This is a genomic window from Celeribacter litoreus, assembly GCF_020165855.1.
Taxonomy (GTDB): Bacteria; Pseudomonadota; Alphaproteobacteria; order Rhodobacterales; family Rhodobacteraceae; genus Celeribacter; species Celeribacter litoreus.
Map to the genome: position 1 here is coordinate 64,351 of NZ_JAIUFY010000014.1, position 13,392 is coordinate 77,742.

The 13,392-nt window shown below is 59.7% G+C and carries 12 protein-coding genes; 6 read left to right on the plus strand and 6 right to left on the minus strand.

Annotation, left to right across the window (positions count from 1 at the left end; translation table 11 throughout):
- The first annotated feature begins 244 nt into the window (after positions 1-244).
- From LA304_RS13935 to LA304_RS13950, 4 genes are all read left to right on the plus strand, one after another.
- Positions 245-2,446, plus strand: coding sequence for a choice-of-anchor F family protein (locus tag LA304_RS13935; protein WP_224503777.1), 2,202 nt, complete (start codon positions 245-247; stop codon positions 2,444-2,446).
- 339 nt (positions 2,447-2,785) lie between these two features.
- A complete protein-coding gene (locus LA304_RS13940) occupies positions 2,786-3,787 on the plus strand; it encodes a TRAP transporter substrate-binding protein (protein WP_224503778.1) in 1,002 nt (333 codons plus the stop codon).
- Between the two features lie 120 nt (positions 3,788-3,907).
- Positions 3,908-4,597: a TRAP transporter small permease gene (locus LA304_RS13945; RefSeq protein ID WP_224503779.1), complete on the plus strand. Its 690-nt coding sequence runs from the start codon at positions 3,908-3,910 to the stop codon at positions 4,595-4,597.
- A 5-nt stretch (positions 4,598-4,602) separates the two neighbouring features.
- On the plus strand, positions 4,603-5,997 hold the full coding sequence (locus LA304_RS13950; protein WP_224503780.1) for a TRAP transporter large permease: 1,395 nt from the start codon (positions 4,603-4,605) through the stop codon (positions 5,995-5,997).
- Positions 5,998-6,101: 104 nt separating this feature from the next.
- Here the strand turns inward: LA304_RS13950 and trpD are convergent, their stop codons facing one another.
- Positions 6,102-7,118 (minus strand): anthranilate phosphoribosyltransferase, encoded by a 1,017-nt coding sequence (gene trpD, locus LA304_RS13955; protein ID WP_224503781.1) that lies wholly within the window; start codon positions 7,116-7,118, stop codon positions 6,102-6,104.
- The gene (locus LA304_RS13960) at positions 7,115-7,702 is read right to left on the minus strand and encodes an anthranilate synthase component II (RefSeq protein WP_224503782.1); all 588 of its coding nucleotides are present in this window, start codon (positions 7,700-7,702) and stop codon (positions 7,115-7,117) included. Before LA304_RS13960 ends, trpD begins: the two co-directional genes overlap by 4 nt.
- Before the next feature lie 253 nt (positions 7,703-7,955).
- Here LA304_RS13960 and LA304_RS13965 point away from each other — a divergent pair, with 253 nt between their 5' ends.
- Both LA304_RS13965 and LA304_RS13970 read left to right on the plus strand, forming a co-directional pair.
- Positions 7,956-9,095, plus strand: a complete 1,140-nt coding sequence (locus tag LA304_RS13965) for a divergent polysaccharide deacetylase family protein (RefSeq protein WP_224503783.1) — start codon at positions 7,956-7,958, stop codon at positions 9,093-9,095.
- Between the two features lie 117 nt (positions 9,096-9,212).
- Positions 9,213-9,983: a DUF2189 domain-containing protein gene (locus tag LA304_RS13970; protein ID WP_224503784.1), complete on the plus strand. Its 771-nt coding sequence runs from the start codon at positions 9,213-9,215 to the stop codon at positions 9,981-9,983.
- 16 nt (positions 9,984-9,999) lie between these two features.
- Here LA304_RS13970 and LA304_RS13975 read toward each other — a convergent pair whose 3' ends face one another.
- From LA304_RS13975 to LA304_RS13990, 4 genes are all read right to left on the minus strand, one after another.
- A complete protein-coding gene (locus tag LA304_RS13975; protein ID WP_224503785.1) occupies positions 10,000-10,890 on the minus strand; it encodes a DMT family transporter in 891 nt (296 codons plus the stop codon).
- Positions 10,891-10,915: 25 nt separating this feature from the next.
- Positions 10,916-11,398: a hypothetical protein gene (locus LA304_RS13980; protein WP_224503786.1), complete on the minus strand. Its 483-nt coding sequence runs from the start codon at positions 11,396-11,398 to the stop codon at positions 10,916-10,918.
- Positions 11,399-11,464: 66 nt separating this feature from the next.
- Positions 11,465-11,968 carry a bactofilin family protein gene (locus LA304_RS13985; RefSeq protein ID WP_224503787.1) on the minus strand — a complete coding sequence of 168 codons (504 nt, stop codon included), beginning with the start codon at positions 11,966-11,968 and terminating at the stop codon, positions 11,465-11,467.
- Positions 11,958-13,262 carry a M23 family metallopeptidase gene (locus LA304_RS13990; protein ID WP_224503788.1) on the minus strand — a complete coding sequence of 435 codons (1,305 nt, stop codon included), beginning with the start codon at positions 13,260-13,262 and terminating at the stop codon, positions 11,958-11,960. The genes LA304_RS13985 and LA304_RS13990 overlap by 11 nt, the downstream gene beginning before the upstream one ends.
- Between the last annotated feature and the right edge of the window lie 130 nt (positions 13,263-13,392).

Genomic DNA, 13,392 nt, shown 5'->3' on the forward strand with positions numbered 1-13,392 from the left:
GACGCTTTTGCAGGCGGATTTTGGTGTGCGAAAATGCGTGCACTTATCCGGTTTCGTGTGATTATTTTTCCTCACATTATGTGAAATATTGACCCTGATCATCCATTTGTCTCCCCGATTGTGATATATATTCATAAAAGTAAATTTAATGATAATTTGCGCGTGACGATGAGGTGCGTGCGCGAGACCTGAAAGGCGACGATGAGACATCGGGTCTTTGGGGGGGACAAAAATGGAGGAACTCATGAACGCCAAATTGCTCAAACTCACCACTGCGTCGGCCGCGCTTTTCGCGCTGGTCGGGACGCCGGTTCTCGCAGGCGCGTTTGATGCGTCGCCGGTGATTGATGTGACCGGCGACGGGTATGTGTTCGCTGATCCTGAGGAGGGCGTGCTCCCTCCGGGGATCAAATCCATCACCGAAGAGCCGGGCGCGGAATATCCGAATACGGAAAACCCGCAGGGCGTGCTGAACTGCCTGATGGCCTCCAACCCTGATCTGCTCTGCAACGCCCCGAGCGGCTCCGGCAAGCGGATCAAAACGCGGCTGACCGGCAAAGACGGGATGGACATCTCGCTGAGCACCGAAAGCACGGGGGATGTCACGGAATATTACTTCTTCGGCAAAACCTCCAACCTCTCTGGCGCACGGATGACGGGATACCAGCTCGAGATTGGGACAGGGACGGGGGATGATTTTACTGCGTTCACAACCAATGACCCGACTTTTGCAGCTCTGTTTGATGTCGAGTTCACTGACGGGAGTTTTAACCTGCCCGACGGCCTGTTCGGCGACGGCGGACAGGAAAGCGATGCCGGTTTCTTTGATGATGCGTCTCAGGCAGAGATGAACACCGATACCCTCACTGCCGCGCTCATCGAACTCGGCGAGATTTCGAGCAATGCGGTTTACACGGCGCTCTTCGGGAACGGGTATCTCGACGACTCGCAAATTCCGGATGGCTACTTCTTCGATGTCACCGATTATGAGGTCGATGCCGATGAGCCGGCGCTCCTCGCGTGGTATAACGTGAGCGAGGGGGCTTGGGTCTATGGCAATGTAGACGACGAGGTTGTCACCTATGCTGAGGCCGAATTCGGGTTCGATATCGGCTATGTCGCGGGCGGCGAGGTTCCTGCGGATGTCGTCGCGGCACTCGAAGCCAACGGTCTCTTCGAGGTCGATGCGATTGAGGATCTTCGCAACCTCAACCTGAACTTCATGATCGAACTTGGCGATGTGGCGGGCAATCAGGTCACATTGCGCCTGACGCCTGTCTTCTCGCAACTCGTGTCCGAGACCTACACCGAGTATCAGTTCAAGATCGCGGGCATGCTCGATGCGGCGGCGGAAATCCCGTATCTCGACACAGGAAACGCAGCGCTCTACGGCTCAGCAGTCACTGGGTTGCTCGCACTCGATGAAGCAGCGCAACTGGACGCCCTCGAGAGCGTCGGGTTCAGCTTCCTCGGAGGCTATGGCGCGCTTGGCTATGATCTCGGTCGCGGGTTTGTTTCCGCACTGCCGGATCGCGCAGTCGAGTTCTCGAATGACGGGGCGACGCTCTCCACGCGCAACATGCTCGACAGTTGGTCCATCGGCGAAATGAGCTATGGCTTTGTCAGCGCACAGTCCAGCATGTCGAGCTATGACGCGACCCTCAATGGCGTTGGCTATGATACCGACGCTGTGACCTTCACCGGCGGTATTGAGTGGCAGGTCGATCCGTCGCTCTCTTGGGGTGTGATGCTCGGTGGCGGCAATGGCTCTGTCGAAGCAGACGGGAACCGTGGCACCATTGATATGGATGGCGTTGGTATCGGTTTGTTCGCCCGCAAGGCCTTTGGGACCGGTGGGACCATGACCGGTGTGATTGGCTATCAGGCGCTGACATTCGACAGCACCCGCGAAGTGCTGAGCGGCACGGCCTTGGCGACAACGGCCCTCGGCGAGACCGACGGCTCGCAAATATTTGCGGCGCTTTCGGCGGACTACACCTACCGGAACGGGGCCTTCACCTATGGTCCGCGTGCTTCGCTCGAATACTACAAGCAAAGCGTCGATGCCTATGACGAAACGGGGGCAGGGGCCTGGAACCTCTCCGTTGGCAAGCAGAACAGCGAAACGCTCATTGCCTCCGCCGGCTTCTGGGGCGAATACGAGCTGCCGTTCTCGGCACAGGATACCCGTCTGACGGGTGGGCTGTCGCTCAATTCTTCGGCGGGCGACAACGATGCTGTGAGCGTTGGCTTGGTCGGTCTCTTTGATACGGCCCTTCCTGTGGACGGGTTCGACGATCAATGGATCGGTGTTGATTTCGGCGTCTCGACCACGCTTGCCTCTGGTGCATCGGGGTCGAGCACTCTGAGTGCCGGATACCACGGGGCCTTCGGGGACGGGTATGAGAGCCACGGTCTCGAGGTCTCTTTCAACGTCGCGTTCTGAAATCCCGAGTTGTGGGGAGAGGGCGGTGCAGCAATGCGCCGCCCTTTTTTGCTGCCATCGGACTAAAATGATTTGAGTCGCAGTGTGTGGAAAGTCGCACACACGCAAATTTGCCCCGTGCGGGAAATCGCACACCATGCAATTGCAGCATAGCTGATATGCGGCGCGTGCGCAGTTTACAATTTTGAAATATAACGGAAATTCAGAAATATTCAGTTTTTTCTAACCTCCCCTTGATGCGCAAAGCCTCCCTCTGTTTTCTCCAGTCCGAGGGCGACGGGAGGCGTTCATCCCCCTCCATCGCTAAACATTGTTGATTTCATGACAGGGAGGACACCCATGAAATTTCTCGCAACCGCCGCTACGGCTCTTGCTCTTTCCGTGACTGCAACCGCTGGCTTCGCAGCCTGCGACGATGGCGAAATGGTCATCAAGTTCAGCCACGTTACCAACACCGACAAACACCCCAAAGGCATCGCCGCGAACCTGTTCATGGAACGCGTGAACGCCGAGATGGACGGCAAGGTCTGTGTCGAGGTCTACCCGAACTCCACGCTCTACAACGATGACCAGGTTCTCGAAGCCATGCTTCAGGGCGACGTGCAGATGGCTGCTCCGTCCCTGTCCAAGTTCGAAACCTTCTCCAAAGTCTACCGCATCTTCGACCTGCCCTTCATGTTCAAAAACATGGACGCCGTGGAGGAGTTCCAATCCTCTGAAGCCGGTCAGAACATGAAAGAAGCCATGGTGCGCCGCGGACTTCTCGGCCTTGGTTTCTGGCACAACGGTCTGAAGCAGTTCTCCGCGAACAAGCCGCTCATCGAGCCGACGGACGCAGCAGGCCTCAAGTTCCGCGTCCAGCCGTCTGACGTGCTCGTTGCCCAGATGAACGCCCTCGACGCCTCCCCGCAGCCGATGGCCTTCTCCGAGGTTTATGGCGCGCTGCAAACCGGCGTTGTGGACGGTCAGGAAAACACCTGGTCCAACATCTACGGTCAGAAGTTCTTCGAGGTTCAGGACGGCATCACCGAAACCAACCACGGTCTTCTGGACTACATGGTTGTGACCTCCGTTGACTGGTGGGAAGGGCTCGACGCCGACATCCGTGACCAGCTCGCAACCATCATGAATGAAGTCACCGCCGAGCGTAACGCAGCCATCGCAGAAGTGGACGCCGACAACCGTCAGGCCGTGCTCGACGCTGGTGGCGTGATCCGCGAACTGACCGCTGAGCAGCGTCAGGCATGGGTTGATGTGATGAAACCGGTTTGGGCCGAGTTTGAAGGTGACGTAGGCGCCGACAACATCGCCGCCGCACAAGAAATCAACGCCAAGCACTAATTTGGTTTGAAACGACTGTGCGGCCCTGTCTCCTCGCGGGATGGGGCCGCATCTGCACCCGACAACCGGGTGCTCCGGTTCGTGAGGGGCCGGAGAGAGGGGCAAAAGGGGTCACTCATCATGACACAATATCAAGACAATCTGCCGAAATCCGCGATGGCGAAATTCTTCGATGGTCTCGAAGAAAACATCATCGCGCTCATCCTCGGTGTGATGACGCTCATCACCTTTACCAACGTGGTTCTGCGTTACGTGTTTAACCATTCCCTGATCTGGGGCCTCGAAGTGGTATTGATCCTCTTCGCGTGGCTCGTGCTTTTGGGGATTTCCTACGGCTTCAAAAAGACATCGCACCTCGGCGTCGATGCCGTGATCAACGTGCTTCCGCATCGCGGTCAGCGCGTTTTGGCGCTCATCTCTGCTGCGGCCTGTCTAGTCTATGCCGCGCTCCTGATGAAAGGCGCGTGGGACTACTGGGCCCCGTTTGCGGCGCTTCAGCCGACCGAGGGCCGCTGGTTCCCGCTGGGCTTCACCGAGAACGTCCGCGACCGTGCATTCTACGTCACCGATCAGGTGCCGATGCTCGGGATTTTCCGCTGGCTCGAAGACGCGATCAACTACGGCGACAGCTATGACAAGCTCCCGCGCGTTGTCCCCTACGCCATGATTCCGTTCTCCGCCGCGCTGATCCTTCTGCGCGTGGTTCAGGCCACGATCCGCATCATCGCCGGCAAACAAGCATCCCTGATCGTCTCGCATGAAGCCGAGGACGAGGTCGAGCGCGTCGCGCACGGCGAATACGAGGAATAACAACAATGGATGTCGTCTTTCTTTTCGCCATGGTGATTGGCCTACTGTTGATCGGTGTGCCGATCGCGGTTTCGCTCGGCCTGTCTTCCATGATCTTCCTGCTGGCCTTCTCGGACACCTCTCTCGCGTCCGTGGCCCAGTCTCTTTATCAGGCCATGGCAGGGCACTACACGCTCCTCGCCATCCCGTTCTTCATCCTTGCATCAAGCTTCATGTCGACGGGCGGTGTGGCCAAACGCATCGTGCGCTTTGCGATCGCCTGTGTGGGCCACTTCCACGGCGGTCTCGCGATTGCAGGTGTGTTCGCCTGTATGATCTTCGCCGCGCTCTCCGGGTCGTCTCCCGCGACCGTGGTTGCCATCGGTTCCATCGTGATCGCCGCAATGCGTCAAATGGGCTACTCCAAGGACTTCGCCGCAGGCGTCATCGCCAACGCGGGCACCTTGGGCATCCTGATCCCGCCGTCCATCGTGATGGTGGTCTACGCCTCCGCAACTGACGTCTCTGTGGGCCGTATGTTCCTCGCCGGTGTGATCCCGGGCATCCTCGCAGGCACCATGCTCATGATCGCGATCTACGTGATTGCGCGGATCAAAAAGCTGCCGAAGGGTGAATGGGCCGGCTGGGGCGAGATTGGTTCCGCCTTCAAAGACGCCTTCTGGGGCCTGATGCTCATCGTCATCATCATGGTCGGCATCTACGGTGTTCCGGGCATCACAGGGGCGATCTTCACCCCGACCGAAGCTGCCGCTGTGGCCTCCGTCTATGCGTTTCTTGTGGCCTCCTTTGTCTACCGTGACATGGGCCCGCTCGCAGACCGCGACGGCACCGGCCCCGTGCCGCTGATGTCGAAACCGCATGCGCTCGTGACCGCGTTCTTCCACAAGGACACCCGTCACACCCTGTTCGATGCGGGCAAGCTCACGATCATGCTCATGTTCATCATCGCCAACGCGCTGATCCTGAAACACGTGCTGACCGACGAACAAATCCCGCAGCAGATCGCAGAGGCCATGCTCTCCGCAGGCTTTGGCAAGATCATGTTCCTGATCATGGTCAACGTGATCCTGCTCATCGGTGGCCAGTTCATGGAACCGTCGGGCCTCATCGTGATCGTCGCACCGCTGGTGTTCCCGATTGCCATCGAACTTGGCGTCGACCCGATCCACCTCGGCATCATTATGGTCGTGAACATGGAAATCGGCATGATCACCCCGCCAGTTGGCCTCAACCTTTTTGTGACCTCCGGTGTCGCCGGAATGCCGATGATGGCCGTGGTCCGCGCAGCCCTGCCGTTCCTCGCGATCCTCTTCGTCTTCCTGATCCTCGTCACCTATGTGCCGGCGATCTCGACCTTCCTCCCCACCACACTGATGGGGCCGGAGATCATCACGAACTGATAGGGGCGGGCCTTCGGGCCCGTCTTTTTCGTGATCCAAATACTCAAAAAGAAACGGCGCGGCCCTAGTGGACGCGCCGTTTCTCTATTCAAAAATGCCTGCGATTAGTGGCGCGACGTGAGTTCTGCCAAGGCCTGCAAACGCTTGACCGCCTCGCCGGAGGCAATGCTCTCTTTGGCGATCTCGACGCCTTCTTTGAGGTTTGCGGCCTTGTCCGCGACAACGAGGGCCGCCGCCGCGTTCATCAGAACCGCATCGCGATAGGCGCCCGTTTCCCCGTTCAGAAGGTTCAGCATCGCTTTGCCGTTCTCCTCCGGCGTGCCGCCAAGGATGTCTTTGAGCGGGTGCACCGGCAGACCGGCGTCTTCAGGGTGGATTTCGCGGGACTCGATCTGGTTGTTTTCCAGAGCGGCCACAGAGGTCGCGCCCGTGATCGAGACTTCGTCCATCCCGTCGTGGCCATAGACGAGCCACGCTTTCTCGGAGCCGAGCATCTGAAGCGTCTCGGCCATCGGCCAGATCAGGTCCGGTGCAAAGGCGCCGGTCAGTTGGCGCTTCACGCCCGCGGGGTTGGTGAGCGGGCCGAGGATGTTGAAGATCGTCTTGCAGCCGAGCTCGACGCGCACAGGCCCAACGTATTTCATCGCAGGGTGGTGCATCGGGGCCATCATGAAACCGATGCCGATCTCGTTGATCGCTTCTTCGACAATGTCCTTGCCGACCAGGACGTTGATGCCGTTGACCGACATCGCGTCTGCGGAGCCGGATTTGGACGACAGGTTGCGGTTGCCGTGTTTGGCGACGGTCACACCTGCGCCCGCGACGACAAAGGCCGTGGCGGTGGAGATGTTCAACGTTCCAAGCCCGTCACCGCCCGTGCCGACAATGTCCATCGCGCCCTCGGGGGCCTTCACGGAAATGCAGTGCTCGCGCATCACTTTGGCGGCGGCGGCATACTCGGACACGGCCTCGCCCCGCGCGCGGAGCGCCATCAGAAGACCGCCCATCTGTGCAGGCGTTGCTTCGCCCTTGAACAGAAGATCGAACGCTTGTTCCGCCTGACCTCGGCTCAGAGGGCCTTCGGACGCGGCGAATATCAGGGGTTTCATTGCGTCGCTCATGCCGCTTCTTCCTCTTTGAGTTGGTTCAGGAAGGTCCGGAACATGTCGTGTCCATGCTCGGACCGGATGCTTTCCGGATGGAATTGCACACCTTCGATTGGCAGCTCTTTGTGGCGCAGGCCCATGATGGTCCCGTCCTTCAACTCTGCCGTGACTTCGAGACAGTCGGGTAGGGTGTCGCGGTCCACCACGAGCGAGTGATAGCGCGTGCCCTGCAGCGGGGAGGGCAGACCGGCGAAGACGCCTTTGCCCTCGTGATAAATCTCACCCATCTTGCCGTGCACGATTTCGTGGCACCGGACGACATTGCCGCCAAACGCCTCGCCGATGGACTGATGGCCGAGGCAGACGCCAAAGAGCGGAATGCCCGCATCTGCCGCCGCATGCACGAGCGGCACGCAAATGCCCGCTTCCGCAGGGGTGCACGGTCCGGGCGACAGCACGATACCTGACGGGCGCAGGGCCATGGCTTCCTGCACATTGAGCGCATCATTGCGGACCACATTTGCTTGCCACCCCAACTCGCCGATGTAGTGGACGAGGTTGTAGGTGAAACTGTCGTAGTTATCGATCAGGAGCAGCATGGTCCGAACCCTTGTGGTCGCAGCAAGACGCGCGGTGTTAAACGAAAAAAGCTCCGAAGGAGCCAACGGCATGATAAGGGGATGTTCCCGCCTTCAAGCCGCGTTATACATGTTCACATGGGTCGCAAAGGGTCAAGGGCAGGCCGCGATCCGGCCACGAGATTCATCCGGTTGTCTTGCGCAACTGGGTGGAGACGACAAGACACAAACCGCGCGCCAGTGTTGGCCACAAGACGGTTGAGGAGAGATGAGCATGGACCTTGGAGTTCTCAGGGGCGTTCTGTTTGGTGCGGTCGCGGGTTTTGCGATTTTGGTTGGCGCAAACGAATTTCTTGTTCCCGTCAAGATGACGCCAGTTGCGCCTGTGCAGGCCCCGAGCACGCCGGAGCCAACCACACCACCCGTCATGCCCGAGAGCGAGCCGACACCAGCCCCTGTGAAAGAGGCAGAAACCGAAGCGCCGATGCTCGAGCCGGAGGCCCCCGCGCCGTTGGAAGAGGCGCCCTTGGTCGAACTTGACGTGATCGAGCCCGAGGTCGAAGAACGTATCATCGAGGGGACGCCCTCCGCGCCGACCGACGTGGAAACCGGAACGCTCGGGGAAAAGGTCGGATCGTTCACGGAGCGAGACGACAGCCGCGTGTCCACGCGTCTTCCCTCTATTTCAAATGCCGCACCTGCAAACGCCCCCGAACATGTTGTCACCAGCAACAAAGTGTCGGCACTTTCGGCTCATTCCGTGCGCTTCACCGATGCGCCGCGCGGGCCGGTGATGAGCCTCATTCTCGTCGACATTGCGGAGCTGAACCCGAGAGACAAAACCATCTCCAATCTTCCGTTTCCTGTCACCTTTGCCGTGGATGCTCTGTCTGAAAAGGCGGAGGGGCGTGTGGGCGCCTATCGGCGTCAGGGGCTTGAGGTGTTGGCAATGATCGGTCTGCCCGAAGGGGCATCGCCGCAGGATGCTGCCGTAACCCTTGATCGCGTGGCCGAGATCGTGCCGAACACGATCGGGTTCCTCGATGTGCTGACCGCGTCGTTCCAGTCCTCGCGTCAAGTTGCGGCGCAGGTCATTGCGACCGCGCAGAGCACCGGGCGTGCCGTCGTCACCTTTCCGCACGGTCTGAACTCCCTCGAACAGGAAGCCACCCGCGCAAACGCACCTGCCGCGCTCGTCCTGCGGGACATTGACGGAGAGGGGCAGGACGTTGCGACGATCAAACGGTTTATCGAGAATGCGGCGCTTCAGGCGGGATCCGGAAAAACCGTTGTGCTCTTAGGGCGGTCGAAACCGGAAACGATCCAGGCACTCGCGGAGTGGTCCTTGGGCAATCGGGCGGCGTCTGTGACCATCGTCCCGCTGTCCTACCTCCTGACGCGCAACGCAAAATGATCGGGCAGGGGGCAGGGATCCAAGGCTCGTCGCCGTAACGATTTTCTTGACACCCTGCGACCTTTTGTCATCCAATTCTCCCGTAGACCGGTGAAAACCGGCAGGGAGGACATTTCTATGACGGATACGACTGTGGTGGCGGCTGCGCCACTGCCGGAAGTGGCGCGTTTGACGCTATCTGATTTACGGGCGGCACTGGCCGCAGGGTGGAAAGATTTCCGCCGCGCCAAGAGCTTCGGCTTTTTCTTTTCGCTGATCTACGCGCTCATCGGGCTAAGCTTCGTGCTGCTCGGCGCGGGCACGATGATGTGGACGCTCGCGATCTCTCTGGCATTTCCGCTCTTTGCTCCCTTCGCGGCTGTCGGCCTCTACGAGGTCTCCCGACGGCTGGAAGCAGGGGAGGCGATGGACTGGTATAAAATCCTCTCTGTTGTGGTGGCCGAAAAGGACCGCCAAATCCCGTGGATGGGCGCGATCATCGTCATCTATGTTTTGTTCTGGTCTTTCCTCGCCCACATGATCTTTGCGCTCTTTATGGGCCTGTCGGTTATGACCAATGTCTCGACGTCCTACGAGGTCTTTCTGACCCAGAACGGGCTGACCATGATTGCCGTGGAATTGGGTGTGGGGAGTATCCTTGCCTTTATCCTCTTTTCCCTGACGGTGACGAGCCTTCCGCACCTTTTGGACAAAGAAGTCGACTTCGTGACTGCGATGCTCATGTCGGTGCAAGTCGTGAAGCAGAACCCGGTCGTGATGCTCGTCTGGGCTGCGATGATTGCGGCTGCGTCTCTTTTGGCGATGGTGCCGCTGTTTCTTGGGCTGTTCATCGTTCTGCCGGTCTTCGGCCACGCGACATGGCATCTCTACCGCCGTGCGCTTGTCTGACGCTTATGGGTGACGCTTAACGGCGGCGGGCGGTGATCATCAGCAGGACGCCCGAGGCAACGATGATCGCCCCGCCGAGCAGTTCGAGCGCATCTGGACGCTCCCCGAACACGAGGGCTGCGAGGATCATTGCGAACAGCAGGCGGATGTAGCGGAAGGGCGTTACGACCGACAGCTCCCCCATCCGCATCGCCATGGTGAGGCTCGTATAGGCCATCACACCGATGACTGTCGCCAGCACCAACATGCCGGAGGCGGCGGCATCGGGCCAGACCCAGCCGCCATCTTTGACCGTGAGCACGAGCCCCGCCACGATCAGCGCAGCAAATCCCGTCACGCCGAGCTGCGCATAGGAGAGAACGGCGGGGGAGGCGCGCGTGGTCAGATCACGCCCCGCAAAGCCGAGCATTCCGAGCACCGCGAGGATCGACAACGGTGTGAACCCGTCGAGGCCGGGCCGGATGACGAAGAGCACGCCCACGAAGCCCAACGCAATGAGCGCCCACCGCCCACGGCTCACCTTTTCACCGAAGAAGATGACGCCCGCTGCGGCCACGACCAGCGGTGTCGCCTGTAGGATGGCAGAGGTTGCAGACAGCGTGGTGAGCGCGAGCGAGAGGGTGAAAAAGAGACGTCCCGTGATCTCGAACCCCGCGCGCAGGATCATCACAGGGGCGCCCATCACGGGGTGGATGAGGCGTTCGCGGTGTTTGAGGGTCAGGACGCCAAAGACCAGAGCGCCCCCCAGTCCGAAGAGCGTGAGCACCTGACCCACGGGCAGATGCTGTGACGCCTGTTTGATGGCCATGTCTTCAAGCGCAAAACAGGCCATCGCCAGCACCATGAGCGCGGCACCTTTCAGGTTGCCGGCTTTCAGCGCCTCGTGTGAATGGAGTGCGTGGGGCATGAAGAGGTGGCTACGACTAGAGGTCTTAGGACTTCAAATCGTCCGCGCTGAGCACCTGACATTCGACATCCGGCGGCAGGGGTGTCACGACTTCGAGCACATGGTTCAGCGCCACCACGCAATAGTGGTGCAGCGCGATGTTGTCTTCCATGGAGAGAAGGTCTTTCTGCACGTGGCGAAGAAACACGGCAGAGGGGTTCTCGCGAAAGAGGCTTGCGTAGGTTTCATTCTCGCCCGGACGGATTTGGCTCTCGTCGGTGATCTTGAACGAGACGTATTCATCGAAGCGAAGTGTGAACCGACGCGACCCCGGGCGGACCTCGATAATTGAAACCGGCCCGAGCATGTCGTCGACCACTGAACTGCCCGTGCCCGCAGGACCGGGTTCGCCCGGAATGCCCTCGTCGAAAATCGCGGTCAGGCGGCGTTCATCCATGCGCCCCATACGGAAATCCGCGAGGTAGAGGTTTTTCACCTTTTCAAGCTGTTTGAGCGCGTCGAGGGGCATGAGGGAAACTCCATTGAAAAAGGCGGCCTCATGCGGCCGCCTTTGAACTCGAGACTGCTGTCGCGATTACTCGGACGCGGTCGGTGCGGATGCAGCGGCTTTGCTGCCGGTTGCAAGCGGATCGTCAGCGCGCTGCACAGACCCTTCAAAATGCGCACCGGATTCGATGGCGATTGTTTTGTGGATGATGTCGCCTTCGACCTTTGCGGTCGAGGTGAGGCGCACTTTGAGACCACGCACGCGACCGATGATGCGGCCGTTTACGACGACGTCGTCTGCGGTCACTTCGCCTTTGATCGTGGCGGTTTCGCCAACGGTCAGCAGGTGCGCACGAATGTCGCCCTCAACGGTGCCTTCGATCTGGATGTCACCGGTGGTGCGCAGGTTGCCCACAACGGTCAGGTCCTGAGACAGCACGGATGCCGGCGGCTTTGCCTTTGCAGCAGGGGCCGATTTGAAATCGGGCGCAGGGCTTTTCGGCGTTGCAGGCTTGGCCGGAGCCGCCTCGGGTTTCTTTGCGTCCTCGCCCTGTTTCGGGCCCGGTTCGTTGATTCTGCTTTTAGAAAACATCGTTGGCAGCCTTAATATAAGTCATCGGATTGACAGCCTTGCCGCCCACACGCACTTCGTAGTGAAGGTGCGTGCCGGTGGACCGGCCAGAGTTCCCCATAGCACCGATTTGGTCTCCACGCGAGACCCTTTGACCCACTTTGACCAGAATCTGGGACTGGTGGGCGTAGCGGGTTTCGATGCCAAATTCGTGCTGGATCTTCACGAGACGACCATAACCGGATTGCCACCCAGCAAAAGTCACAACGCCGTCAGCCGTCGCGTAAATCGGTGTGCCGTATGCGGCCGCAAAGTCGGTGCCTTCATGCATCCGGCCCCAACGCGGGCCGAAGCCCGAGGTGTAGCGGAAGCTGCCCTTGATCGGCAGGGAGAAGGGCGCTTTCTGCGCCGCAATGCGGTAGAGGTTGAGCGCGTCCATACGTTCAATGATCGCGTTGGCGCGGGAACTGTCGGGGTCCGGTGTGCCATTGCGCGTCGAGAAGGTAATCGGCGTGAGCGGGCCGCCCTGACCGGAGTAGCCCCGCTTGACCGTCTCAATCAGATGGTCAGGGTCCATGCCGGCGGCTTTGAACATTTTGTCGAGCGGTGCAACGGAGACCGTCACGGCGTCTTCGAGTTGCGAGAAGATGCGGTCGTTCTTCTCTTCCATCAGACGCAGATCGGTCTCCAGCTCTTCCGCCTGCTGTAGCGCGCGGTTCGCGTTGATCACCATGTCGTCGCGTTCAACGGCTGTGGTGGAGAGCGCGACCGTGAGCGTGTCGAGCGTCGTCAGCATATCCTGATCGGACATGCCACGCTGATCCGCGTTCTCTCCATTAATCTGGGCTACGAGTTGGGCAACTTCGGCTTCTGCGTCTTGGCGATCCTTGAGCGCGCGGCGCAGGTTGGCCTGCACGACGTCGACGCCTTTTTCCAATTCCCGCACACGCTCTTCGGAGGCGAGCAACTGGCTCTGCATCTCGGAGATCTGTTCGAGGGCGGTTGTGAAGCGCTGTTGGGCGGCGGCGGCCTCTTCGGCGCGCATGTCGCGCTCGGAGGCGAGCTCGGCCAGACGGGTTTCAAACAGGACAAGGTCGCGGTTCGCCTGCTCGCGCAGGTTACCGGAGCCGATGCTGTCCATGAGAATGATCGCGGTTGCGATAATCATCCACGCCGCAAAGACTGTCGAGCCGGTGAAGGCGACCAATTGCGTTACCGGGGTGATCCGCAGATAGCGGGTGTCGTCATCCGATCGCACAAAGACCCGTCGTTCGGGGAATGTGCGCTCAAGCATGTGGTTGAGCTTTCTGATCATGGCTGAACTGAAACCGTCCTAAATCCCGTCCCTCTGATCCGCTCGAAGGTGTGTGCCAAAGGCGCAGGAGGAGCCGTCTACGCGACCTTTCCCTACCACTCCCAAGCGGTTGCAAGTCTGATAACGAAGC